The sequence below is a fragment of the Curtobacterium sp. MCLR17_040 genome (genome assembly GCF_003234735.1).
Taxonomy (GTDB): domain Bacteria; phylum Actinomycetota; class Actinomycetes; order Actinomycetales; family Microbacteriaceae; genus Curtobacterium; species Curtobacterium flaccumfaciens.
Window position 1 is genome coordinate 1 of record NZ_QKTE01000007.1, and the last position, 24,215, is coordinate 24,215.

The window sequence follows — 24,215 nt, forward strand, 5'->3', positions numbered from 1 at the left end:
CTGCGGAGATCCGCTCCTTCGCCTCGGCGTTCCTGCCCGCTCATGACGACGCCTGACCCGGCCACCCTCCGTCTGGAGGCGGGCGGGCCCGTCCCGCGCCTCCAGACCGAAGGTGGCCGGGTCAGGCGTCGTCGTGCGCGGCCAGGAAGGCCGCGACGACCCGGCGGAACTCCGCCGGCTGTTCCAGGTGCGAGCAGTGGCTCGCGCCGGGGAAGACGTGCTGCTGGACGTCGGCGATCCGCTCGACGAACGGCGCCCACGTGGCGGGGGTGGCCTCGTCGTGCTCGCCGGCGACGACGAGCGTCGGCACGGCGACACGGTCGAGCCGGTCGACGATGGTCCAGTCGCGCATCGTGCCGATGACGTGGAACTCGTTCGGGCCGTTCATCGTGCGGTAGACCGTCGGCTCGCGCTCCATCTGCTCCTCGGAGTCGACGAAGTCCTGCGGCATCGGGACCACGCGGCAGACGTGCCGCTCGTAGAAGACCTGCGTCGCCGCCAGGTACTCGGGGTCGTCGACGGTGCCGGCCGTCTCGTGCCGGGTCAGGGCGTCCTGCACGTCGGCGGGCAGCTGCGCGCGGAGCTCGGCGGCGCCGTCGACCCAGAGCTGCATCGACGCGGGGGAGTTGCAGATCGCCAGCGACCGGAGCCCCGCGGGCTGCTGCACCGCGATCTCGGCACCGAGCATGCCGCCCCACGACTGCCCGAGCACGTGGTGGTCGCCGATCCCGAGGTGCTCGACCAGGGCGGCGTACTCGTCGACGAACAGCTGCGGCTGCCAGGTGTCGACCGGCGCGTCCGGGCGGTGGCTGCTCCGGCCGCAGCCGAACTGGTCGTGGTGGACGACGGTCCGGCCGGTCTCGTCGGCCAGGGCCGCGAGGTTCCGGAGGTAGTCGTGGGCCATGCCGGGCCCGCCGTGCAGGACGACGAGGGGCAGCGCGCCCGCGACCGGGGTGTCGGGCGTGGTGACCCGGTACCAGGTCTCGCCGTCGCGGAACGGCATCGTGGATTCGGTGATGCTGGACATGGGGGTCAGCATGGAGCGGAAAAAGGTCCCACGCAATACCTTTTCTGCTGCCTTAACGTGGTCGTAACACCGCGAAGGGGGTCCGTGTGTCCGATCGTGCGACCGAGACGCGCGTCGACGAGGTCGAGGACCGCCTCGTGACCGCCGTCGCCGTGGGTGAGTACCTGCCCGGCGCGAACCTGCCGCCGGAACGCGAACTGGCCGGCCTGCTCGGCGTCGCCCGGGTCACCGTGCGCGGTGCGATCGCGCGGCTCGTCGAACGGGGGCTGCTCGAGACCCGTCGAGGCCGGGGCGGCGGCACGTTCGTCCGCACCGAGTGGCCGGACAACTCTTCGGACGCCGTCGGACGGGTGCTGCTCGCCCGGTGGGAGGCGATCCAGGACACCGCCGACGCCATCGCGCTGCTGCACGGGGCGCTCGCGACGGCCGCCGCGGAACGGGTCACCCCGGACGACGCCGCCCTGATCCGTGCACGGCTCGAGGTGTTCCGCGACGCCACCTCGGGACTCGAGAAGCAGCAGGCCGACGCCGTGCTGCACCGGACGATCATCGACGCCGCGCGGAACGACGCCCTGCGGACGGCGCTCGCCGGGTTGGAGGCGCAGATCTCCATCGCCGCTCCGGCGCACCTGTGGGGCACGGCCGAGGGCATGGCGGAGATGGAGACCCGCGCGCTCCACGAGCACGAACTGCTGGTGGACGCGGTGTGTTCAGGGCGGGCGCCCGAGGCGGGCGTGATCGCCCGGCAGCACGTCGGGATCGACGTCGAACTGCTCGAACGGGCCGTACGGCGGACGGGGCAGGTGCCCCGCCACTGAGAGGACGGTCTGTCGGTCGGTGTGTTGGTCGGTCGGTGCGGCGGTCGGTCGTCAGTGCACGGCGGGTGCCGGCACCGGGTAGACGTCGTCGGGCATCGGCCACGGCGCCCACTTCGGCCGCGGCGCGTACACCAGGTACGGCTGCGGCGTCGGGTAGCTGACGAGCTCGAGCGTCGACCCCCACGGCGTGCGCGTGTAGACGAACCGGTTGCCGGCCCCCGCCTCGTCACCACGCAGGTCGCGCGGGTCGGAGTTCCGGGTGCCGCCGGCCGCCTCGACCCGGGCGAGCGTCTCGTCCAGGTCGTCGGCGTACATCGCCAGGTGCTGCCACCCCAGGTCGGACGGGTGTGCGGCGTTCCGCTGCTCGGGCCCCAGGTACTCGAACAGCTCGAGCCCCGGCCCCTCCGGCAGCGCGAGCATCCGCATGGCCCCCTGCGCCATGGTGCTCGGGATGCCGAGGTAGCCGTGCGCCTCGGAACTGCTGTTCGGCGTCTCGTCACGACGCCGCATGTCGTACAGGACGACGGCGTCGAACGCCGCCTCGAAGAACTGCGTGGCTGCGTCGATGTCCGGCACCGTGACGCCCACGTGGTCGATCCTGATTCCCCTGCTCATGGTCGATTCGTACCACCGGCGGTCCCCGCGGCTCGGGTCGGGGCGGGGTCCGTGCGGGGTCGGTGCCCATCGATGCGGCAAGCCGCACCGCGGCTCCTGGCGCGGTCGGCGCCGGTCTCGGTGACCGTCCCGGAACGGTCGTTCCAGGACGGGGTGCGGGACACACGACCGTTACACGAGGGAAACGGCGGGGGCGAAGTCGCTCCGTAGCTTCGTGCTCAAGCACGCACCGCCCCGCTTCCCACTCCCTCGGAGGACGCCATGGCTACCGACATCGCGACACCAGTCGCCGCGCCCCACGCCCCCACCACGACCGCCGCTCCCGCCCCAGCGGGTGCCGGTGTCGTCAAGCCCGGGTACGACCCGGCGCTCACGAACGAGGACCTCGCCCCGCTGCGCGAGCAGCGCTGGACGAGCTACAACTTCTTCGCGTTCTGGATGTCCGACGTGCACTCCGTCGGCGGCTACGTCACCGCCGGGTCGCTCTTCGCCCTCGGCATCGCGAGCTGGCAGGTGCTCATCGCCCTGGTGGTCGGCATCCTCATCGTGCAGGTCTTCGCCAACCTGGTCGCGAAGCCGTCGCAGCGCACCGGCGTGCCGTACCCGGTGATCAACCGCGCGGTGTTCGGGGTGCTCGGCGCGAACGTCCCCGCCATCATCCGCGGCCTCATCGCGATGGCCTGGTACGGCGTGCAGACCTTCCTCGCCGCCCAGTCGCTGAACATCATCTTCCTCAAGTTCATCCCGGCGTCGGCGGGGCTGCTCGACCACTCGTTCCTCGGGCTCTCGGCCCTGGGGTGGATCTCGTACGCGATCCTCTGGGTGGCGCAGGGCGCGCTGTTCTGGATGGGCATGGAGGCCATCAAGCGGTTCATCGACTGGGCCGGACCGGCGGTCTACGTGGTGATGATCGCGCTCGCGGTCTACCTGGTCAGCCAGGCGGGCATCGGCAACATCTCGTTCACCCTGTCGGTCGGCGAGCCGCTGTCGTTCGGGGCGTCGATCCCGGTGATGCTGTCCGCGGTCGCCCTGGTGGTCAGCTACTTCTCCGGCCCGATGCTGAACTTCGGGGACTTCTCGCGCTACGGCCGGTCGTTCCGTGCGGTCAAGCGCGGCAACTTCTGGGGTCTGCCGATCAACTTCCTGTTCTTCTCGGTCCTGACGGTCCTCTGCGCCAGCGCGACGGTGCCGGTGTTCGGCAAGCTCATCACCGACCCGATCGAGACCGTGCAGGCCATCGGAGCACCCTTCGCGATCCTGCTCGGCGGCCTGACCTTCGTCACGGCGACCGTCGGCATCAACATCGTGGCGAACTTCATCAGCCCCGCGTTCGACTTCTCGAACGTGGCACCCCGGAAGATCTCGTGGCGGGCCGGGGGCATGATCGCCGCGGTCGGCTCCGTGCTCCTCACCCCGTGGAACTGGTACGGCAACGACCAGGCGATCCTGTACACGCTCGGGGTGCTCGGTGCGCTGATCGGCCCGCTGTTCGGCATCCTCATCGCGGGCTACTACATCGTCGGCAAGCAGCGCATCGCGATCGACGACATGTACTCCACGAGCCGCACCGCCCGGTACTGGTACCGCGGCGGGTTCAACCCGAACGCCATCTGGACCCTCGTGGTCACCGGCGCGATCTCGGTGGCGAGCGCGGTCCTGCCCCCGGCACTCGGCGTGCTGCCGTGGCTGGCGAGCTACAGCTGGTTCATCGGGTGCGGCCTGGGCCTCGTCGTCTTCTGGGCGCTCGAGCGTGTCCGGCCGAGCATGCCCGTGCTCGACGCGGACGACCCCTCGGTCGACGACGGCGCGGCCGTCGGTCGCGCCTGACCGCCGGCGTCGCGGCCCGTCCTCCACAGGGCGGGTCGCGGCGCTCGGTCGTCCACAGATCCAGACCACGGCCGGGAGGCCCGCCCCGCCCCCGCCACGATGGTCACCACCCAGCACCACCGGTTCCACCGCTCCACTCGCTCCACCGGAAGGACCCCGATGCGCATCCGCGTCGTCAACCCCAACACCACCGCGTCGATGACGCGGGCGATCGGCGTCGCGGCCCAGGCCGTCGCCGCTCCCGGCACGCTGGTCGAAGCGGTCGAACCCTCGATGGGGCCGGCTTCGATCGAGAGCCACTACGAAGAGGCCCTGGCCGTGCCCGGGCTGCTCGAGCAGATCGGCCGCGGCGAGCAGGACGGGGTGGACGCGTTCGTCGTCGCCTGCTTCGGGGACCCGGGGCTCGACGCCGCGCGGGAGCTCGCGACGGTGCCGGTGATCGGGATCGCCGAGGCCGGGTTCCACGCCGCCGCGATGCTCGGCCGGCGGTTCGGCGTCGTCACCACCCTGGCGCGGACGACCGGCCGCGCCCACGAGCTCGCCCAGCGCTACGGCTTCGCCCCGCTCGTCACGGAGATCCGGGCGTGCGAGGTCCCGGTGCTCGAGCTCGACGACCCCGAGTCCGGTGCACGGGCGCTCGTGATCGAGGAGTGCCGAGCGGTCATCGACGGGGGAGCCGACGTCGTCGTGCTCGGGTGCGCGGGCATGGCCGACTTCTGCGCCGAGGTCTCGCTGGCCATCGGGGCACCGGTCGTCGACGGCGTCGCGGCGGCCACGGTCCTGGCGGAGTCGCTCGTCCGGCTCGGCTTGTCCACGGGCAAGCGCGGCGAGTACGGCCTGCCGCCGGTGAAGGCGATGTCGGGGCTGCTGGCGGGCTTCGAACGCCACCCGGCGGCGGTCGCGACGGCCGGGGCGGGCGCGTGACGGGCCTCCCGGCGGGCGACACGGCAGACCTGGTCGTCCGCGCGCAGCGAGCTTGGATCGACGGGGCGTTCCGCCCGGCCGCGGTCGTCGTCCACGACGGCCGGGTCACCGGCGTCCTGCCCGTCGACGCGGTCGTCGACGCCGTGCAGGTCCACACCGTGCCGGCCGGGCAGGTGCTGCTCCCCGGACTCGTCGACACGCACGTGCACGTCAACGAGCCAGGCCGCACCGAGTGGGAGGGCTTCGCGTCCGCGACCCGGGCCGCTGCGATGGGCGGCGTCACCACGATCGTGGACATGCCGCTCAACTCCATCCCCGCGACGACCACGGTCGAGGCGCTCGCCGTCAAGCGTGCGAGTGCCGAGGGCCGGGTGGCGGTCGACGTCGGGTTCTGGGGCGGCGCGGTCCCCGCGAGTCTCGGCTCGCTCGACGCCCTGCACGATGCCGGCGTCTTCGGGTTCAAGTGCTTCACGGCGCCGAGCGGTGTCGACGAGTTCCCGCACCTCGACCCCGAGCAGCTCCGCGCCGCGATCGCCGAGGTCGCCCGGATCGACGCCCTGCTGATCGTGCACGCCGAGGACCCGGAACACCTCGTGCCGCACCAGGCGCTCGGTGGTCGGTACGCCGACTTCCTGGCCACCCGGCCCGTCGCCGCCGAACGGTCCGCGATCGCGCAGGTCATCGACGGCGCGCGGGCGACCGGTGCGCGGGTGCACGTGCTGCACCTGTCCGACGCGGGCGCGCTGCCGATGCTCCGTGCCGCGAAGGACGACGGCGTCCGGATCACGGTCGAGACCTGCCCGCACTACTTGTCGTTCGAAGCGGGCGCGATCCCGGACGGCGCGACCGCCTACAAGTGCTGCCCACCGATCCGCGACGACGCCAACCGCGACGCGCTGTGGGCCGGTGTGCTCGACGGCACGATCGACCTCGTCGTGTCGGACCACTCGCCCTCCACCGCCGACCTGAAGACCGACGACTGGGGTCTGGCCTGGGGCGGGGTCGCCGGCCTGCAGGTCGGGTTCCGGGCGGTGTGGACCGAGGCCGAGCACCGAGGGATCCCGCTCGAGGCGCTGCTCCCGCTGTTCACGACCGGTCCGGCCGCCCTGGTCGGGCTGCGCGACCGCGGGGTGATCGCTCCCGGTGCCCTGGCGCACTTCGCCGTGTTCGACCCGTCCGCCGAGTCCGTCGTCGACGTCGCCGGGCTCGAGCACCGCAACCCGGTGTCGGCGTTCGACGGTCTCCGCGTGCGCGGCAGCGTCACCGAGACCTGGCTCCGCGGCCGTCGCATCGCCACGGTGGACGGCGGCGTGGTCGGCGTCGAGGGGCAGCTGGCCGGACGGCCCGTGCTCGCGGCGGAAACACCCCTGTAACGATCGTTCCGGTATCGTCAGATCAGGAACGGAAGGAACCACCATGCTCCCAGTGAACCCACCCGCTCGTCTCCTCATGGGGCCCGGTCCGATCGACGCCGACCCGCGCGTGCTCCGTGCCCTGTCGACGCCGCTCGTCGGCCAGTACGACCCCTGGATGACCTCGACGATGAACGAGACGCAGGCGCTCTACCGCCGCGTGTTCGGCACCGGCAACGACGCGACGCTGCTCGTGGACGGCACCTCGCGCGCGGGGATCGAAGCGGTGCTGGTGTCGCTGCTCGCCCCGGGGGACCGCGTGCTCGTGCCGGTGTTCGGCCGGTTCGGGCACCTGCTCGCCGAGATCGCCGGCCGCGCCGGTGCCGAGGTCCACACCATCGAGACCGACTGGGGCCAGGTCTTCACGCCGTCCGCGATCGAGTCGGCCATCGCCCGCGTCCGGCCGAAGGTGCTGGCGGTCGTGCAGGGCGACACCTCGACCACGATGAACCAGCCGCTCGACGAGCTCGGTGCGATCTGCGAGCGGTACGGCGTCCTGCTCTACACCGACGCCACGGCGACGGTCGGCGGCAACCCGCTCGAGGTCGACGCCTGGGGGATCGACGCCGTGAGCGCCGGGCTGCAGAAGTGCCTCGGCGGCCCGTCCGGCAGCGCACCCGTCACGCTGTCGCCCAAGGCCGTGGCCGTGCTCGACGAGCGGCGGAGCGTCGAGGCCGGCATCCGCGAACCCGGTGACGACGTCGCCGACGAACCGATCCGCTCGAACTACCTCGACCTCGCGATGATCCTCGACTACTGGGGCCCCCGCCGCCTGAACCACCACACCGAGGCCGCTTCGATGCTCTACGCCGCGCACGAGTGCGCCCGCATCCTGCTCGAGGAAGGCCGCGACGCCGTCGTCGCCCGCCACGAGACGGCCGGGCGCGCGATGCTCGCCGGGGTGCAGGCCCTCGGGCTCCCGGTCTTCGGCGACGTCGCCCACAAGATGCACAACGTCGTCGCCGTCGAGATCCCGTCCGACGTCGTCGGCGACCAGGTGCGCGGCGCGATGCTCGACGACCACGGGATCGAGATCGGCACCTCGTTCGGGCCGCTGCACGGTCGGGTCTGGCGCATCGGCACGATGGGCTACAACGCCCGGAAGGACACCGTCGTCACGACCCTGGCCGCGCTCGAGCACACCCTGCGTCGGGCCGGGCACGCGGTCCCGCACGGCGGCGGTGTCGACGCCGCCCTCGACGTCTTCCGCGACGACCCCGCCGCGGTCGCTCCCGTCGGGGCGGAGGTGCTCGCGTGAGCGCCGTGCCCGTCCTGAACGCGACCGCCGTGGGCACCGCCGACGCCGAACTCGTCGCCCGCTGGTGCGACGAGCTCGCCGCCCTCAGCGCCGAACCGGGCCGGATCACCCGCGTCTACCTGTCGCCCGAGCACGCCCGGGCGAACGCCCTCGTCGCGGGCTGGATGCAGGACGCCGGACTGTCCACCTGGCAGGACGCCGCCGGCAACCTGCACGGCCGGGCCGCGGGCGCGACGCCCGACGCCCCCGTGCTGCTGCTCGGCTCGCACCTGGACACCGTGGTGGACGCCGGACGGTACGACGGCGTCGTCGGGGTGCTCATGGCGATCCGCACGGTCGCCCGGCTCACCGCCGACGGTCCGCTGCCCGTCGCGCTCGAGGTCATCGCGTTCTCCGACGAAGAGGGCACGCGCTTCGGCAAGGCCCTGCTCGGGTCGTCCGCGGTGGCCGGGGTCTGGGACGACGCCTGGTGGGACCTGGCCGACGGTGACGGCGTCACGCTCCGGCAGGCCTTCACCGACTTCGGCCTCGACCCGGAGCGCGTCGGCGACGCCGCGGTCGACCCGGCGTCGGTGGTCGGCTACCTCGAGGCGCACATCGAGCAGGGGCCGTACCTCGAGCAGGCCGGGCAGGCCCTCGGGGTCGTCACGAGCATCGCGAGTGCCCGCCGGTTCTCGGTCGAGGCCGTGGGAGAGGCCCGGCACGCCGGCGGCACCCCCTACGAGCGCCGGCACGACGCGCTGCTCGCCGCCGCCGAGGCCGCGCTCGCGGTGGAACGCATCTGTCGGGCATCGCACCAGGTCGGCACCGTCGGCACGATGACCGTCGAGCCCGGAGCCGTCAACGTCGTCCCCGGGCTCGCACGGTTCTCCGTCGACCTGCGCGGCGAGTTCGACGACGAGCGCGACGAGGTCTGGGACGAACTCACCAAGGCCTTCACGCTCATCGGTGAACGGCGTGGGGTGAGCGTCACCCCGACCGAGGTGCACCGTGCGCCCGCGGTGTTCTGCTCGCCCCGGCTGATGGACGCCGTCCGAGCAGGGATCGTGTCGACGGGCGAGACCGCGCCGATGGAGCTGTTCTCACGAGCCGGCCACGACGCGATGTCGCTCGGGCTCGTGACCGACGTCGCGATGCTGTTCCTCCGCAACCCCGACGGCATCAGTCACCACCCGGACGAGTTCGTGTCGACGCCGGACATCGCCCTCGGCCTCGACGCCCTGGCCGTCGCCGTCGACCGGGTGGCCCGCGCATGAGCACCGCCGGCCCCGACGTCCGCGCCCGGATCGACTCCGTGTGGGAACAGCTCTCGCCCGCCGAACGTCGGGTCGCCGCGATGGTCCGCCACGACCCGGAACTCCTGCTCGTCGGCACCTCCGCCGAACTCGCGGCCGAGTCCGGCACCTCGAAGGCCACGGTCTCGCGACTCGTGCGGTCGCTGGGGTTCCAGGACGCCGCCGAGGTCCGGCAGAACCTGATGTCCGCGCGGGGTTCGGGCCTGCCGTGGGTCGCCGAGGACGCCGCCCACGTCGACCAGCGCGCGGTCGAGGCGCGGAACCTCGACGCGGCCTTCGCATCCCTCGGCCGAGCGGACCGCCCGCGACTGGCCCGTCGGATCGTCCGGGCCCGCCGGGTGCTCGTCCTCGGTGAACGCGGCGCGTACCCGATCGCGCTGCAACTGCGGTCCCAGCTGGCGCAGGTGCGGTCCGACGTCCGGGTCGGTCCGTCGCCCGGGCAGCGACTCGGTGAAGAGGTCGCCGACCTGGACCGGCACGACCTCGTGGTCCTGGTGACCGTGCGTCGGCACACCGCCGGGGTCGAACGGATCGTCCGGCACTGCGTCGACTCCGGGGCGGACGTCATCGTCCTCGGCGACCCGACGGCCGCGGTCATCGCCGCTCCCGCCGCCACCGCGATCCTCTGCCCGGTCGACTCACCGTCGGCGTTCGACTCGATGGCCGCGCTGTTCGCCGTCGTCGCCGCGATCACGAACGACGTCTACGACGCCTCGGGTCCCGGTGGCCGGGTGCGGGTCGACGCCGTCGCCACCGCCTACGACGCGCTGGGGGAGCTCGCTGCGCCCTGATCGCCGTCCGATCCGGCGCGCAGCTCGGCACGCAGTTCGGCGGCGAGCGAGGCGTTGCGGTCGGCGATGAGCTTCGGCATGTACCGGGCCAGGGCGAGCACCTCGGCCAGGCGCCCCAGCGGGCCGAGCGGTGCGCGGAACGTGATGGTGTCGACCATGCGCGTGCCGCCGGCCGACGGCTCGAAGCGGTGCTCGTGGTGGAACCGGGCGAACGGCCCACGCACCTGTTCGTCGACGAACCGGTGGGGCGCCTCCAGGGCGGTGATCCTGCTCGTCATCCGCCAGACGATCCCGAAGTGCCGCGCACGCCAGGTGACGGACTCGCCCAGGCCGATCGTGCCGGCCGTCGTGCCGGCAACGGCGCGTTCGTCGGTCGCGGCCATCGATCGCTCGTGCGCGCCGATGTCGAGCGACAGCGCGAAGGCGCGCTCCGGCGGAACCGGTAGGTCCGTCACGACCCGGAACGAGACGGTCACGACGCCGGCCAGACCATCGGGTCGGACCGATCGTCGTCGGCGTCGCCGAGCTCGGGGGCCGAGAGCACCAGTCGCTCGGTGCGGAGGGTGACGGGCTGCACGGTTCGAGCCTAGCCACGACGGCGTGGGCGGTAGCGTCGGGGGATGACGTTCGACGCGCTCCCGTTCCCGGTCATCGACGGCCACAACGACCTGCCGTGGGAGCGCCGTGACAGCCACGACTCCGGCGTCGAGGGCATCGACACCGAGACCGACTCGCTGCACACCGACATCCCGAAGCTCCGCGCCGGCGGCGTCGTCGGGCAGTTCTGGTCGGTGTTCGTGCCCGCGGACGACCCGGACCCCGTGACGACGACGCTGCAGCAGGTCGACCTCGCACACCGGATCATCGAGCGTTACCCCGACGACCTCGCGCTCGCCCGCACCGCCGCCGAGGTCCGTGCCGCCGTCGACTCCGGCCGGATCGCGTCGCTGCTCGGCGCCGAGGGCGGGCACTCGATCGGCGACGACCTCGCGGTCCTCCGGACCCTCGCGCGGCTCGGCGTCCGCTACATGACGCTCACCCACAACGACGACACCCCCTGGGCCGACTCCGCGACCGGGGAGCGGGCGCACGGCGGCCTCACCGACCGCGGGCGGCAGATCGTCGCCGAGATGGAGCGGATCGGCATGCTCGTCGACCTGTCCCACACCGCCCCGGAAACCATGCGGGACACCCTCGACGTGGCGACCCGGCCCGTCGTGTTCAGCCACTCGTCGACCGTCGCGATCGACGACCACCCGCGGAACGTGCCCGACGACGTGCTCCCCCGGTTGGCCGACAACGGTGGCGTCGTGATGATCACCTTCGTGCCGAAGTTCGTGTCGCGAGCATGGGCGGACTGGGAGGAGTCGGGCATGTCCGGCGAACCGCCCCTGGTCACGGTGTCGGACGTCGCCGACCACGTCGAGCACGCCCGCGATGTCGCCGGTGTGGCGCACCTGGGCCTCGGCGGCGACTACGACGGCACCCCGGTGCTGCCGCCGGACCTGCGGGACGTGTCGCGGTACCCGGTGCTCGCGGCGGAGCTCGTCCGGCGCGGCTGGGGTGAGTCGGACCTTCGTGCGCTGGCCGGCGGCAACGTGCTGCGGGTGCTCGAGGCGACCGACGAGCGGTTCGCCCGGACGGCGTTCGTGCGCTGACGCGGTGTGTTTCGCGCCGCGAAAGCGACTCTCCTCGGCGCTGGTCGTGCTCACTCCCGCGAAAGCGACAGAACCCTGCGAACCTTCCGCGGGTATCTGTCGCTTTCGCAGGCCGGGGCAGGAAGGGCCTGGAGGCGCGACTCGCGTCCGGCGCGCACGCGCCGTCACGGACAGGACCGCCTGGGGTCCGGTCGCTAGGATCGGGCGCACACCGCGCCTCCAGGAAGAGCGATGCGCGACCTGAGCTGCGAAGGACGGACCGGATGAGCGGCACCATCTACGAGAACATCTCCCAGGCGTTCGGCAACACCCCCCTCGTCAAGCTGAACCGGCTGCCGAAGGCGGGCGGGGCCGAGGTGCTCGCCAAGCTCGAGTTCTACAACCCGGGTGCCAGCGTCAAGGACCGTCTGGGCGTCGCGATCATCGATGCCGCCGAGGCCTCCGGTGCGCTGCAGGCCGGTGGCACCATCGTCGAGGGCTCGTCCGGCAACACCGGCATCGCCCTCGCCCTGGTCGGCGCTGCTCGCGGGTACCGGGTCGTCATCACGATGCCCGAGACCATGAGCGTCGAGCGCCGTGCGGTCATCCGTGCGTACGGGGCCGAGATCGTCCTGACCCCCGGGCCCGAGGGCATGAAGGGCGCGGTCGCCAAGGCAGAGTCGATCGTCGCGGAGACCCCCGGCGCGATCCTCGCCCACCAGTTCGAGACGGCTGCGAACGCCGAGATCCACCGGAAGACCACGGCGGAGGAGATCCTCCGCGACACCGAGGAACACGTCGACGTGTTCGTCGCGGGTGTCGGCACCGGCGGCACGATCACCGGTGTCGGGCAGGTGCTCAAGGAGCGCGTGCCCGGCGTGCAGATCGTCGCCGTCGAGCCGAAGGACTCGCCGCTGCTCACCGAGGGCAAGGCCGGTCCGCACAAGATCCAGGGCATCGGCGCGAACTTCGTGCCCGAGGTCCTCGACCAGAGCGTCATCGACGAGGTGTTCGACGTCGAGCTCGACGACGCGCTCCGGGTCGCCCGTGCGCTGGCGACGCAGGAGGGCATCCTGTCCGGCATCTCGTCCGGCGCGATCATCCACGCGGCCCTCGAGATCGCCGCACGCCCCGAGAACGCCGGCAAGCGGATCGTCGCCATCGTGTGCGACACCGGAGAGCGCTACCTGTCGACGGTGCTCTTCGAGGGGCTCACTGCGTGAGTCGTCCTCTTCGACGAGGCGTGCTGCGGACCATCCGGGAGGACCTGTCCGCAGCACGCCGCGGTGACCCCGCTGCCCGGGGTGACCTGGAGAACGCGATCGTCTACTCCGGGTTGCACGCCATCTGGACGTACCGCGTGACCCACCGTCTCTGGAACGCGCAGGGGCTGCCCGGGTCCCGGTTCGCGGCCCGCCTGCTCGGGCAGATCGCACGGTCGGTCACCGGCATCGAGATCCACCCCGGCGCGCGCATCGGCCGCCGGTTCTTCATCGACCACGGCATGGGCGTCGTCATCGGCGAGACCTCGGTCATCGGTGACGACGTGCTCGTGTTCCACGGCGTCACCCTGGGCGGACGCGGCGGAGACCACGGGCCGGGAGCCCGACGGCACCCGGTGGTGGGGGACCGCGTGGTGCTCGGCGCCGGGTCGTCACTGATCGGGGCGATCACGATCGGGCCGGACTCCGTCGTCGGTGCCAACACGGTGGTCACGAAGGACGTGCCGGCGGGGTCGGTCGTCACGGGCGTCGCCGGGACTCCGCGTCCCCGATCCGGGCACGAGGGCGTCCCGACGCTCTGAGCGCGTCGCGCCGCCCCGCGCCGCCCCGCGTCGCGTCGCGTCGCGCCACCCGCGTACGCCGGGGCGCACCGGGCACGCAAAACACCGGTGTTCGCGCATCGCACCCCGGCGTGCGGGTGTTCAGGACGCGAACACCGGTGTCTTGCCGGTGTCACCGAGCGAGTGGGAGCGTCAGCTCTTCTCGCAGGCGATGCCGTCCTTGTCGCGGTCGAGCTTGGTGTTCGCCTTGTACAGGGCGTCGTCCTTCTTCACCGTGCCCTTGAGCGCACGGTAGGTGGTCTTGCCGCCGGAGACGACCTTGTTCTTCGTGACGGACTTCTTGGCGATGCCGCCGGAGTACACCTTGTGCACCGCGGTGCAGTTGGCGTAGGACTTCGGCGCGGCCTGCGCGGTCGAGGTCCCGCCGACGACGACGGTGGTCGCGAGGACGGCGGTGGCGGCGGCGATGCCGAGGGTACGGATGATGCGCACGGGTTCCCCCTGGAACTGGTGGTGATCGCGCGAGCGACCGCCGCGTCGGGTGCGCGGCGTGGTGATCCTACGACGTGATCGACACTCATGACCTGCCCCCGAACGGGGTGCGCTGTCGGCGGCCTGCGGCATCCTGGTCACATGGACGGCGAGCAGCTGCACGACATCGCGAGCCGCACGGCGCTGGCGTTGCCGGCGGCCGTCGAGACCCAGCCGTTCGGCGAGGGCTCGGTGGTCTACAAGGTCGTCGGCAAGATGTTCGTGATGGTGAGCGAGGTGCGTGGGACCCCGATCGTGAACCTCAAGTGCGCGCCGCCGCACGGGGCAGCGCTCGTGCGGGACCACGACGAGATCACGCCCGGGTGGCACATGAACAAGCGGCACTGGATCACGCTGACGCCGGGCGACGGCATCGACGAGACCCTGGTCGAGGACCTCGTGGCGAACGCCTACGACCTGGTCGTGGCCGGGCTGCCCGTGGCGAAGCGTCCGATCGACCCCTCGCGCGGCGTGCTGCCGAGCTGATCGGGCTCGACGGGCCCGACTGGCTCGACCGGCTCAGGCCCGGGCGGCGACCTTCGACAGGTCGTGGACGACCTTCGGTGCCAGCCGTTCGCCCGACTCGAGTACGGCCCGTGCTCGATCGGGTGCCAGATCGCCGAAGATCTCGCCGATGGTCACCCCGTGTTCCGGCCGGTGGATCACCTCGACGGGGTCACCCGCGGCGACCGAACCGGACTTGACCACGCGGAAGTACGCCCCGGGCCGCCCCTCGTCGGCGAACCGCTTCACCCACCCGTCGATCCCCATGCGCCGGGCGAAGGTGCCGCAGGGAGTGCGGGGGACGGTCACCTCGAGCACGAGGGTGTCACCGATCCGCCAGCGTTCCCCGGTCACGGCCCCGGTGACGTCGATGCCGCTGGTGCGGAGGTTCTCGCCGAACAGGCCGGGCGGGACCTCGCGCTCGAGCAGGTCGGCGAAGTACGCGGCGTCCTCGTCGGCGTAGGCGTACACGGCCTGGTCCACACCGCCGTGGTACTTGCGGTTCGCCTGCACGTCGGCGCGCAGGCCGAGCGGCCGGACCCGGACGCTGCCGGTGACCGGACGCTTGTCGATGGCGGTGACGCCGATGATGCCGGAGTCGGGCAGCAGACGGTCGACGCGGCAGACGGCGGTGACGAGCGACATGGGATCAACTCTGGTGCACACACGCCCGCGCACCAAGCCGTGCCCGGCCCGGCCGGATCGGGATGAATGACCCAAGCGGTCGACGGAGCGCCGGTCCTACGGTGAAGGGGCTTCGGTCTCCCGCCGAACGGGAGGCAGCGGCCAGTCCGCGTCACATGTGGAGCAGAAACTCACGGAGGTTCACGATGGCGTTCGTCACCACGAGCGATGGTGCAGAGATCTTCTACAAGGACTGGGGGCCGCGCGACGCGCAGCCGATCGTCTTCCACCACGGATGGCCCCTGTCGTCGGACGACTGGGACGCGCAGATGCTGTTCTTCCTGGGCAAGGGGTACCGGGTGATCGCGCACGACCGCCGCGGGCACGGGCGTTCGTCGCAGATCGGCACCGGTCACGACATGGACCACTACGCGAGCGACACAGATGCGCTCGTGCAGCACCTCGACCTGCAGAACGCGGTCCACATCGGGCACTCCACCGGTGGTGGCCAGGTCGCACGGTACGTCGCGCAGTACGGCGAGCCCCAGGGCCGCGTCGCCAAGGCCGTCCTGGTCTCGTCGGTGCCCCCGATCATGCTGCAGAGCGACACCAACCCGGAGGGCACGCCGATCTCGGTGCTCGACGGGTTCCGGAGCGCCCTCGCCGCGAACCGCGCCGAGTTCTTCCAGGCCGTCGCCGAGGGCCCGTTCTACGGGTTCAACCGTCCCGGCGTGGAGGTCTCCGCCCCGGTGGTCGCGAACTGGTGGCGCCAGGGGATGACGGGCAGCGCCCTGGCCCACTACGAGGGCATCAAGGCGTTCTCGGAGACGGACCAGACCGAGGACCTCAAGGCGATCTCCGTCCCGGTCCTCGTCACGCAGGGCGACGACGACCAGGTCGTGCCGTACAAGGCGGCCTCGCTCAAGCAGGCCGAGCTGCTCAGCAACGCCACGCTCAAGATCTACGAGGGCTACCCGCACGGGATGCTGACGACCCACGCGGACGTCATCAACCCCGACCTGCTCGCCTTCATCCAGCAGTAGGACGAGCCGACCAGCAGGAGGACGAGCCGACCGGCAGGAGGACGAGCCGACCAGCAGTAGGGCGAGCCGACACGCACGACGTCAGGGGCGCGCACCGGAACCGTCCGGTGTGCGCCCCTTCGGTGTGTGACGAACGCGGTGCGGGTTGCGTCCCACCAGTACCCGTCCGACGACGGTGGACGGACGCACCCAGCCGTTCACCATCCACCACCAGTAGAAGGAACGCGTGCACCACCAGTCCCTCGCCGAGCTCGACGACGCGGTCCTCGCCGGCCGGTCGTCCGACGGCGACGTCCGGGCCTTCGAGGTCCTGATCCGTCGCCACACCCCGCTGCTCCGCGCCTACGCCCGTCGGACCCTCGGTTCCACCGACGAACTCGACGACGTCGTGCAGGAGACCTTCATCACCGCGTGGGACCGCCTCGACTCCCTCGAGGACCTCGCGCGCGTGAAGTCGTGGTTGATGCGCATCCTGAGCCGGAAGTGCCTCGACCGGATCCGCGCGCGGCGCGTCCACGACGACGTCACCGAGCTCGAGGTCGCCGCGCCGGCCGACGACGCACCCGACCGGGTCGCCGAGGCACGCTCGCGCGAGGACGCGGTCGAACGTGCGCTGGCCGAACTGCCCGAAGCCCAACGACGGTGCTGGATCATGAAGGAGGTGCTCGAGTACCGGTACGACGAGATCGCCGCCGAACTCGACCTGCCACCCTCGACGGTCCGGGGACTGCTGTCCCGAGCGAGGAAGAACATGATCCGACTCATGGAGGGATGGCGATGACCGACCACGACGGCATCCGGCCGGACCTGCCCGACAGCCCGGAAGCACTCGACGCCCTCGAACCCGGTGACCTCGACGGCCACTCGATCGACGAACTCGCCGACTACCTCGACGCCGGCATGCAGCCGGCGGACCCGAGCATCGACGACTCGCCCGCCTGCCAGAACGCCCTGGCCGCGATCATCCGCGTCCGCCACGCGTCGCTCCGCTCGCTCGAGGCGGCCGCCCGCGACGAGGCCCCGGCCGACGAGTCCTGGATCAGCGGCGTCCTGGCGAACATCTCGATCGAGTCCCGCTCCGGTCGCGACGTCCCGCTCCGCCCCCTGTCCGAGACCGAGCGCCCGGTGATGACCGAGGGCGCCATCCGGTCCCTCATCCGCCGCACCGGCGACGAGGTCCCCGGCGTGCTCGTGGCCCGCTGCCACCTCGACGGCGACGTCACCGAACTCGCGTCCCCGATCCGGGTGGTCGTCGAGATCGCGATCGCGTCCGGTCCGTCGATCCCGGCGACCGCCGAGCTGGTCCGCGCCGCCGTGGCCGGCGCCCTGGCCGAGCAGACCGACCTGCTCGTCGAGGCGATCGACGTCGTCGTCCGCGACCTGCTGCCGGACCCCGAGCCCGGCACCGACGAAACAGGCACCGACGAGCCCGGCACCGACCCGGAGGAGGCCCGATGAGCACCACCGACGAGACCCTCGCCGCGATCGAGGCCGCCGTCCTCGAGGTCCCCGGGGTCACCGACCTGTACCGCTCCCGCCCGACGGTCGCGAGCGCCGTGCAGGCGGTCCGCAGCATCGCCACGAGCACCGGGCCGCTCCGGATCGTCGTCGACGACGACGCCCTGCGCGTCGTCATCGGCACCGACGGCTTCCGCCCGGCCCCCGAGGTCGCCCGCGCCGTCCACGACGTCGCCCTGGCGACCGCGGCAGCGCACGGCCTGGCGCTCAGCCGCGTCGACGTACGCGTCGCGCGGGTGGGCTGACCGCGACCACAGACCGGACGGGAGGCCCGTGGCGACGCCGCCACGGGCCTCCCGTCCGCCGTGGGCGCAGCTGACCCCGCCCGACGCGACCCGACGCCGCCTCCGGTGCCGAAGGAGACCCTCGCAGGACCACGTGCAGCGCGCCGGCAGTCCGTAGCGTGCTCGTGAGGGAGCGGCAGCAGTTCCGCACCGATCGTCGTCGCACGGACCGGAGGAACCATGGAGACCGACGCCGCCGTGGTCCCGTCACGTCGCGTCCGCGTGTACGGACGGCCGTTCGACGCGGACTCCTACGCCCTGCGGGACTTCCTGTCGCGCTCCGTGGTGCAGTTCGACTGGTTCCCGGTCGACGTCGGTGGTGCCGGACCCGACGACCAGGTCGCGGCCGCCGTCCAGGTCGATCCGTCGCGGCTCCCGCTCGTGGTGTTCCCCGACGGCACGGAACTGGTCGCACCGACCCTGCGCGAGGTCGCCGACCGGCTCGGGTGGATCCACGCACCGCGCCGCCAGGAGTACGACCTGTCGATCTACGGCGCCGGTCCCGCCGGGCTGTCCGCGGCCGTGTACGCCGCCTCCGAAGGGCTCGACGTGGTCCTGCTCGAACGGGACGCCGTGGGCGGGCAGGCCGGTTCGAGCAGCCTCATCGAGAACTACCTGGGGTTCCCCGAGGGCATCGCCGGGGCGGACCTCGCCGAGCGTGCCCGGGAACAGGCGGTCCGGTTCGGCGCCGAACTCCTGGTGATGCGCGAGGGGGTGCGCGGGGTCTTCCACGACGGCCGCATCCACGCCGACCTCGCCGACGGCGGCCACGTCGTCGCCCGTGCGAACATCTGCGCGACCGGTGTCGAGTGGCGTCGGCTCGGGCTGCAGCGCGAGCAGGAGCTGCTCGGCTGCGGTGTCTACTACGGTGCCGGGACGAGCGAGGCGGACGGCTGCGCCGGCGAGCAGGTCTTCGTGGTCGGCGGGGCGAACTCGGCGGGCCAGGCGGCGATGAACCTGTCCCGTTCCGCGGCGCACGTCACGATGCTCGTGCGGGGCGCGTCGCTGTCGGCCACGATGTCGGAGTACCTGAGCGCCAGGATCGCGGCCGCACCGAACGTGACGGTCCGGACGGGCTGCCAGGTCTCGGCGCTCCACGGAGACACCCGACTCGAGTCGATCGAGGTGACCGACGGCGACGGTGCCACGGTGTCGCTGCCGGCCACGCGGTTGTTCATCTGCATCGGCGGACGACCGGACACGAGCTGGGCCGAACAGACACCCATGGTCCGTGACCGCCTCGGGTACCTGGTCACCGGCCCGGACCTGGACGCCGTCGACGGCTCGCTCGAGCACTGGCCGCTCGAGCGGCGTCCCTTCTGGCTCGAGACGAACGTGCCGGGGTCCTTCGCCGCCGGGGACGTCCGCGCCGGGTCCGTCAAGCGCGTCGCCGCAGCGGTCGGCGAGGGCGCCATGGCCGTGACCTTCGTCCACCGCCACCTGGCGACGAGCGACTGACCGAGGAGTCCCGCGATGCCCGACGAACCCGACACGACACTGCCGACCGCCGCCGAGTCGATCACCTCCCTGGACCGGCCGACCGCCTTCTTCAACGCCTTGATGACCGAGCACTTCGTCCTCGAGAGCGCGCGGAGCATCACGGTCAGTGAGTCGAGCAGTCGCTCCTCGCTGTACCTCACCACGCTCTCCAGCTCGCTCGTCGCCTTCGGGTTCCTCGCGCACACGCCCTTCGCGCTCGGGTTCCTCGGCGCGATCATCCCGGTGATCGTCCTGCTCGGCGCGTTCACCTACGAACGCCTCGTCGAGACCTCGCTCGAGGACGTCGCCGCGCTCGCCGCGATGCAACGGATCCGTCGCTACTACGGCCGGCTGCTGCCCGAGGCCGACACGTACTTCCCGATGCCCCGCGGGCGGCACGCGGCGAACGAGCTGCTCGACATCGGGCGGGCCCCGTCGTGGTACCGGCTGCTGTTCACGATGTCGTCCGCGATCGCGGTGGTGAACTCGATCGTCGCCGGCGCCGGGGTCGCCATCCTGGTCGACCAGCTCGGCGTCGACGACCCGGGTTCGATCGCGTGGGGCGTCGGATCGGCGGTGGTGCTGGCCGTGGCGCACCTGTCGTACCAGGTGCGGTCGCACACCACGATGCACGAGGTGATCGCCCGGTCGGAGGCGCTCGACACCGACCGCAGGCTGCCCTGACCGGTCGCGGGAGGCCGCGACCGGCCGCGGCCGGTGTCAGCGTCGCTCGGCCAGCTGCTCCGACCAGTCGCGGGGGAGCCGGTCGGCCGGGCCCGGGACCGACTGGGTCGTCGGGTGCGCCTGCGGGTCGGCGAGGCGGGGTCCGTCCACGAAGTCCTGCGTGACGAAGTCCCAGAACCACCCCTCGCCGGGCTCGAACGACTGCATGACCTCGTGCCCGGTGACCGCGAAGTGCGCGGTGGCGTGCCGGTTCAGGGAGTCGTCGCAGCACCCGACGTGCCCGCAGGCGGCGCACCGACGCAGGTGCACCCACCACGAGCCCGTCGCGTCGCACTCCACGCACCCCGTGCCGGACGGGGGGACGGACGGGGAGACCATGTTCGCGCGTGCACTCATGGTCCAACCGTGCGTCGAGCACCCGCCGGAGCGCTTGAGTCAAACGGCGCTGGTACCGCGCGGGCGGACTTCCTACGGTCGAACCGAGGCCGGACGAGGAGTGCGTGGTGCGGGAGACGACGGATGACAGGACCACGTCCTTGACGACCCTCGCCACGTGGGCGCAGCAGGTCGTCGACGATCCTCGGCACCGACGACCGGCCGTCCACGTCCCGGTCGCCGTCGCGGACCTCGGTCGGCACGGCACCCTCGGGCTCGGCGCGCTCGCCGGTACCGGCACCGGCACCGGCACCGCCGATGGCCTGGTCGTGTTCGACCGCCGGTGCTTCCGGATGCTCCCGGACGGCGCCGCAGCGGTCGCGGACGCGGCCGACCCGGTCGCGTTCGCGGTCGTCTCGACGTTCTCGCCCGACCTGGTGGTGACGGTCGCGTCGGTCGCCTCCGTTGCCGACCTGGAGGCCCGGATCGCCGCCGTCCTGCCGCCGCGCGACTTCGCGGTGGCGGTCTCGGTCGACGGCGTCTTCGACGAGGTCCGGACCGAGGACGGCACGACCGGGACGACGGTGCACCGCGCGGTGACGGGGCGTCTCGTCGGCTTCCGGACGCCGGGCCCGGGCGGGGTCCGTGCCGACCTGCACCTCGGGTTCCTCGACGCCACCCGCACCCGCGCCGGAGCGCTCGCCGGGTTCGCGGGGTTCTCCGGGCGGATCGAGCTCGGCTTCTCCACCGCGCCGCACCTGGCGGTTCGTGCGCTCGGTGCCGGGTTCGACGACGACCGCGATGTGGCCCGATGTGACCCGGCGTGACCCGGTGCTGCCCGACCGGAGGTCAGCCGGAGCGGTGCTGCCGGAACCGCGCCGCGAGCTCCCGGCGGGATGCCACGCCCCACTTCGCGTAGACGTGGCGGACGTGGCTCGTCACCGTGTGGGTCGAGATGAACAGGTCGGACGCGATCTGCTGCGTCGTCAGGCCGGCGGCGACCCGTTCGACGACCTGGGCCTCGCGAGCGGTGAGCCCCGGGAGTCCCGAGGCGCCCGACGCAGCGGGGTCGGCGGTGGCCGCCCGGACGGTCACGCCGACGCCCCGCAGGTGCCGCCGCGACCGTTCGGCCTCGCGCAGGGCGCCGGAGTCGTCGAACAGCGTGGTCGCCTCCCGCCACACCTCGACGGCCGCGGGCACGGAGCGCCGCCGCAGGGCGCTCCCGAGGTCTTCGAGCGCCGCGGCCAGCACGAGCCGGCGGTCGACCCGGCGCAGCCGCTCCACCGCCGCGCCGAGGTGCTCCACGGAGTCGTGGACGAGTCCGTGGACGTGCAGCCAGGTCCCGCCGCACAGGTCGTTGTCCGGGTTCGCCGCGGCCCGGAGCCGCGCCACCCGTTCGATCCGCTCGAGCCGGTCCCGTCGGCCTCCACGGATCGCGATGCGCGCCAGGTGGACGTCGTCGGCGAAGTCGGCCGGGCTCGACATCGACGCGATCGGTTCCTCCAGGCTCCGCCACGCCACCTCGCTGCGGTCGACGGCGGCCCGGGCGTCGCCGTGTGCGTCCGCTTCGAGCGCCAGCAGCCACGAGCCGGAGCGTGCGAAGGCCGGATCGGCGTGCAGGGCCTCGGCGAAGTGCCGCGTCCGGTCGGCTGCTGAGCGGTCGCCCTGCAGCAGCGCCGTGCGGAAGAGGACCGTCCCGGCCGTGAGCGCCGCGAACTGACCGAGCTCCAGGTCCTCGGCCAGGTCGAGGACCGACTCGGCCGACGTCTTGGCGTCCTCCAGGCGGCCCTGGTCGAAGAGCACCCGCGTGCGCAGCATCATCCAGGCGGCGGTCGGGCGGGCCAGGTGGTTGCGACGGGTCTCGATGGCGTTCGCCTCGGCGATGCGTCCTGCCCGTTCGGTGTCGCCGAGTGCACCCGCGAGGAACGCCACCCAGAGTCCCTCGGGCAACCAGGTGCTCGACGAGCCCCCGGTGGCAGCGATCCGGCTCATCGCCGACGTGATCGCCTGCGTCGCGTCCGCGAACCGGCCCTCGTTGAAGGCGAGCACGGACGCGCTGGCCTCGAAGGTGGCGACGGCGACCGGGTCCGCGTCACCGTCGCCCGTCGCCCGGGCCTCCCGCAGCGCGGTCGCGAGGTCCGCGTGCCGTCCGGCCTGGGCGAGGTTCAGCGCGCGGACGGCGAGCAGACGCGACCGCACGCCGGCGCTCACGCCGGGCAGGGCCAGAGCGGACTCGACCGTTCGCAGCGCTTCCGGCGTCGAGCCCTCGGTCTGCAGCCGCGCCAGGGTGAGGTGCAGGCGTGCGTCGTCCTCCGGGGCGAGGCGGCCCTGCAGGTCGTCGAGTAGCGCACGGGCCTCGGCCGTCCGACCGCTGTGCCAGAGCAGCGGCAGGACGTCGACGACGACGCCGGGCAACGCCGGGGTGCCGTGCGCGAGGTCGGCGGCGCGGAGGGCGAGCGCGCCGGCCTCGGTGGGATCCGTGCTCGCGAGGTCGATCGCCACCGTGCGCAGGACCTCGGCGGCCCGGACGTCCCCGCGCTGCGCCACGGTGGCGATGCGCGCGGCGATCGAGACCCGTGGGACACCCTGCCGCAGGAGTTCGTCCACCGCTTGCCGGAGCAGGTCGTCGCGGACGGCCGCGGGGATCATCGACTCCGCCGCCTCGCGGAGGACGTCGTGGCGGAACGACAGGTCCGTGCCGTCGTCGACGAGCACCCCCGCCTCGATCGCCTCCTGCAGCCCGGGGAGCAGCCGCTGCACCGGCTGGTCGAGCATCGCCGACAACGACCGCACCGAGAACGAGCGTCCCAGGGTCGCTCCGACCTGCACGAGCTGCTGCGTGGGCTTCGACAGGCGTCGGAGGCCCTCGCGGATCGACGCACCGAACCTCGCGGGCAGCGCGGCGCCCGGCATCGTGGCGACGCCGTCCGCGATCGCCAGCAGGCCTTCGTCGACGAGCCCGCGGACGAGTTCGGCGACGAGGATCGGGATGTGCTCCGTCCTGCGCGCCGCACGCAGGACCGAGCCGTCCGGCGTCGCGCCGACCAGGTCGGCGATCATCGCGGCGGTGGCCTCCTCGTCCAGCGGGTCGAGGTCGACGATCCGTCCCGTCGCGGCGAGCTCGTCGACGGTCGCCGTCACCGGCGGGTCCTGGTGCTCGGTCCGGACCGCGACGACCCAGAGCACGGGGACGTCGGCGAGTCGGCGCGACAGCGATCGGAGCACCGCCAGGGACGTCGTGTCGCACCACTGCAGGTCATCGACGACGACCACGACGCCGTCCGACGCCGCGGCTCGCTCCAGGTCGTCCTGGAGCTGCTGGAGGAGCCAGTACCGCGCCTCCGGGTCCAGCGTCACCGCGCTGAGCCGGACGCGGTCGGAGATCGGCCGGGGCCCGGCGCCGAGCGCGTCCATGATCGGTGCGAGCGGGATCAGGCGTGCGTCGCGGTCCGTGCGACCGACGGCCACTCGGAGGCCGGCCGCGGTCGCCTGGTCGACGACGTCCTCGAGGAGACGCGACTTGCCGACCCCCGCTGCTCCGCGGACGACGAGCACGTCACCAGCACCCCGTGCCAGACCGGCCACGGCATCGGCGACGAGGGCCTGCTCGATGCTCCGGCCGCGGATCGGCAGCCGGTTGCTGGGCACGGCGGACACCGGCACGGAGACCTCGTCTCCGCGGGGGAGCAACTCCTCGTCCGTCAACACGGCGGCCACCAGTCCTCGTCGGTGGCTGGAGTCTACGAACGGACCGCGGGCTCGCGACGGGCCCTGCCGTTACCCCGG

25 protein-coding genes are annotated in these 24,215 nt (G+C 72.6%); 18 read left to right on the plus strand and 7 right to left on the minus strand.

Features of this window, described 5'->3' with window-relative positions:
- Positions 1-121: 121 nt before the first annotated feature.
- Positions 122-1,027: a proline iminopeptidase-family hydrolase gene (locus DEJ01_RS07940; RefSeq protein WP_258375664.1), complete on the minus strand. Its 906-nt coding sequence runs from the start codon at positions 1,025-1,027 to the stop codon at positions 122-124.
- A gap of 86 nt (positions 1,028-1,113) precedes the next feature.
- Here DEJ01_RS07940 and DEJ01_RS07945 point away from each other — a divergent pair, with 86 nt between their 5' ends.
- Positions 1,114-1,845 (plus strand): FadR/GntR family transcriptional regulator, encoded by a 732-nt coding sequence (locus DEJ01_RS07945; RefSeq protein ID WP_111022162.1) that lies wholly within the window; start codon positions 1,114-1,116, stop codon positions 1,843-1,845.
- Positions 1,846-1,896: 51 nt separating this feature from the next.
- Here DEJ01_RS07945 and DEJ01_RS07950 read toward each other — a convergent pair whose 3' ends face one another.
- Positions 1,897-2,460, minus strand: a complete 564-nt coding sequence (locus DEJ01_RS07950) for a VOC family protein (RefSeq protein WP_035808811.1) — start codon at positions 2,458-2,460, stop codon at positions 1,897-1,899.
- Between the two features lie 261 nt (positions 2,461-2,721).
- Between DEJ01_RS07950 and DEJ01_RS07955 the strand changes: the two genes are divergently transcribed.
- The 6 genes from DEJ01_RS07955 (at position 2,722) to DEJ01_RS07980 (ending at position 9,967) form a co-directional block, all read left to right on the plus strand.
- On the plus strand, positions 2,722-4,287 hold the full coding sequence (locus tag DEJ01_RS07955; RefSeq protein ID WP_111092674.1) for an NCS1 family nucleobase:cation symporter-1: 1,566 nt from the start codon (positions 2,722-2,724) through the stop codon (positions 4,285-4,287).
- A 159-nt stretch (positions 4,288-4,446) separates the two neighbouring features.
- Positions 4,447-5,211, plus strand: a complete 765-nt coding sequence (locus DEJ01_RS07960; RefSeq protein ID WP_111092675.1) for an aspartate/glutamate racemase family protein — start codon at positions 4,447-4,449, stop codon at positions 5,209-5,211.
- Positions 5,208-6,584 carry an allantoinase AllB gene (allB, locus tag DEJ01_RS07965; protein ID WP_181438391.1) on the plus strand — a complete coding sequence of 459 codons (1,377 nt, stop codon included), beginning with the start codon at positions 5,208-5,210 and terminating at the stop codon, positions 6,582-6,584. The genes DEJ01_RS07960 and allB overlap by 4 nt, the downstream gene beginning before the upstream one ends.
- 43 nt (positions 6,585-6,627) lie before the next feature.
- Entirely contained in the window at positions 6,628-7,881 is a 1,254-nt protein-coding gene (locus DEJ01_RS07970; protein ID WP_111092676.1) for an alanine--glyoxylate aminotransferase family protein, read from the plus strand.
- A complete protein-coding gene (locus DEJ01_RS07975) occupies positions 7,878-9,137 on the plus strand; it encodes an allantoate amidohydrolase (RefSeq protein WP_111038169.1) in 1,260 nt (419 codons plus the stop codon). Before DEJ01_RS07970 ends, DEJ01_RS07975 begins: the two co-directional genes overlap by 4 nt.
- A complete protein-coding gene (locus tag DEJ01_RS07980; protein WP_111029315.1) occupies positions 9,134-9,967 on the plus strand; it encodes a MurR/RpiR family transcriptional regulator in 834 nt (277 codons plus the stop codon). Before DEJ01_RS07975 ends, DEJ01_RS07980 begins: the two co-directional genes overlap by 4 nt.
- Here DEJ01_RS07980 and DEJ01_RS07985 read toward each other — a convergent pair.
- Positions 9,934-10,443, minus strand: coding sequence for an SRPBCC family protein (locus tag DEJ01_RS07985; RefSeq protein ID WP_111092677.1), 510 nt, complete (start codon positions 10,441-10,443; stop codon positions 9,934-9,936). The genes DEJ01_RS07980 and DEJ01_RS07985 overlap by 34 nt on opposite strands.
- 144 nt (positions 10,444-10,587) lie before the next feature.
- On the opposite strand from DEJ01_RS07985, the gene DEJ01_RS07990 reads away from it, so the two are divergent.
- From DEJ01_RS07990 to epsC, 3 genes are all read left to right on the plus strand, one after another.
- On the plus strand, positions 10,588-11,625 hold the full coding sequence (locus tag DEJ01_RS07990) for a dipeptidase (protein ID WP_111092678.1): 1,038 nt from the start codon (positions 10,588-10,590) through the stop codon (positions 11,623-11,625).
- 263 nt (positions 11,626-11,888) lie between these two features.
- A complete protein-coding gene (gene cysK, locus DEJ01_RS07995) occupies positions 11,889-12,827 on the plus strand; it encodes a cysteine synthase A (protein ID WP_027466262.1) in 939 nt (312 codons plus the stop codon).
- A 20-nt stretch (positions 12,828-12,847) separates the two neighbouring features.
- Positions 12,848-13,408, plus strand: a complete 561-nt coding sequence (gene epsC / locus DEJ01_RS08000; protein ID WP_111032065.1) for a serine O-acetyltransferase EpsC — start codon at positions 12,848-12,850, stop codon at positions 13,406-13,408.
- Positions 13,409-13,579: 171 nt separating this feature from the next.
- Here the strand turns inward: epsC and DEJ01_RS08005 are convergent, their stop codons facing one another.
- Positions 13,580-13,879, minus strand: a complete 300-nt coding sequence (locus tag DEJ01_RS08005) for an excalibur calcium-binding domain-containing protein (RefSeq protein WP_209049853.1) — start codon at positions 13,877-13,879, stop codon at positions 13,580-13,582.
- Positions 13,880-14,020: 141 nt separating this feature from the next.
- Between DEJ01_RS08005 and DEJ01_RS08010 the strand changes: the two genes are divergently transcribed.
- Positions 14,021-14,404, plus strand: a complete 384-nt coding sequence (locus DEJ01_RS08010) for an MmcQ/YjbR family DNA-binding protein (RefSeq protein WP_111092679.1) — start codon at positions 14,021-14,023, stop codon at positions 14,402-14,404.
- Between the two features lie 33 nt (positions 14,405-14,437).
- On the opposite strand, the gene DEJ01_RS08015 is transcribed toward DEJ01_RS08010, so the two are convergent.
- Complete coding sequence (locus DEJ01_RS08015; RefSeq protein WP_110863469.1) at positions 14,438-15,067, minus strand: MOSC domain-containing protein; 630 nt, start codon at positions 15,065-15,067, stop codon at positions 14,438-14,440.
- 185 nt (positions 15,068-15,252) lie between these two features.
- Between DEJ01_RS08015 and DEJ01_RS08020 the strand changes: the two genes are divergently transcribed.
- The 6 genes from DEJ01_RS08020 to DEJ01_RS08045 all read left to right on the plus strand — a co-directional run bounded on the left by DEJ01_RS08020 (position 15,253) and on the right by DEJ01_RS08045 (position 20,054).
- Positions 15,253-16,089, plus strand: coding sequence for an alpha/beta fold hydrolase (locus tag DEJ01_RS08020; RefSeq protein ID WP_111092680.1), 837 nt, complete (start codon positions 15,253-15,255; stop codon positions 16,087-16,089).
- 226 nt (positions 16,090-16,315) lie between these two features.
- Positions 16,316-16,870, plus strand: coding sequence for an RNA polymerase sigma factor (locus tag DEJ01_RS08025; RefSeq protein WP_027466268.1), 555 nt, complete (start codon positions 16,316-16,318; stop codon positions 16,868-16,870).
- Positions 16,867-17,547: a hypothetical protein gene (locus DEJ01_RS08030; RefSeq protein ID WP_146245650.1), complete on the plus strand. Its 681-nt coding sequence runs from the start codon at positions 16,867-16,869 to the stop codon at positions 17,545-17,547. Before DEJ01_RS08025 ends, DEJ01_RS08030 begins: the two co-directional genes overlap by 4 nt.
- Positions 17,544-17,852, plus strand: coding sequence for a hypothetical protein (locus DEJ01_RS08035; RefSeq protein ID WP_110863466.1), 309 nt, complete (start codon positions 17,544-17,546; stop codon positions 17,850-17,852). The genes DEJ01_RS08030 and DEJ01_RS08035 overlap by 4 nt, the downstream gene beginning before the upstream one ends.
- Positions 17,853-18,071: 219 nt before the next feature.
- Positions 18,072-19,349 (plus strand): NAD(P)/FAD-dependent oxidoreductase, encoded by a 1,278-nt coding sequence (locus tag DEJ01_RS08040; protein ID WP_111092681.1) that lies wholly within the window; start codon positions 18,072-18,074, stop codon positions 19,347-19,349.
- Positions 19,350-19,364: 15 nt separating this feature from the next.
- A complete protein-coding gene (locus DEJ01_RS08045; RefSeq protein WP_110863464.1) occupies positions 19,365-20,054 on the plus strand; it encodes a hypothetical protein in 690 nt (229 codons plus the stop codon).
- Positions 20,055-20,090: 36 nt separating this feature from the next.
- On the opposite strand, the gene DEJ01_RS08050 is transcribed toward DEJ01_RS08045, so the two are convergent.
- Positions 20,091-20,450: a UBP-type zinc finger domain-containing protein gene (locus DEJ01_RS08050; protein WP_111092682.1), complete on the minus strand. Its 360-nt coding sequence runs from the start codon at positions 20,448-20,450 to the stop codon at positions 20,091-20,093.
- A gap of 140 nt (positions 20,451-20,590) precedes the next feature.
- On the opposite strand from DEJ01_RS08050, the gene DEJ01_RS08055 reads away from it, so the two are divergent.
- Positions 20,591-21,256: an acetolactate decarboxylase gene (locus tag DEJ01_RS08055; RefSeq protein WP_181438392.1), complete on the plus strand. Its 666-nt coding sequence runs from the start codon at positions 20,591-20,593 to the stop codon at positions 21,254-21,256.
- A 22-nt stretch (positions 21,257-21,278) separates the two neighbouring features.
- Here the strand turns inward: DEJ01_RS08055 and DEJ01_RS08060 are convergent, their stop codons facing one another.
- Positions 21,279-24,146, minus strand: coding sequence for an AAA family ATPase (locus tag DEJ01_RS08060; RefSeq protein WP_111092684.1), 2,868 nt, complete (start codon positions 24,144-24,146; stop codon positions 21,279-21,281).
- Positions 24,147-24,215 lie beyond the last annotated feature (69 nt).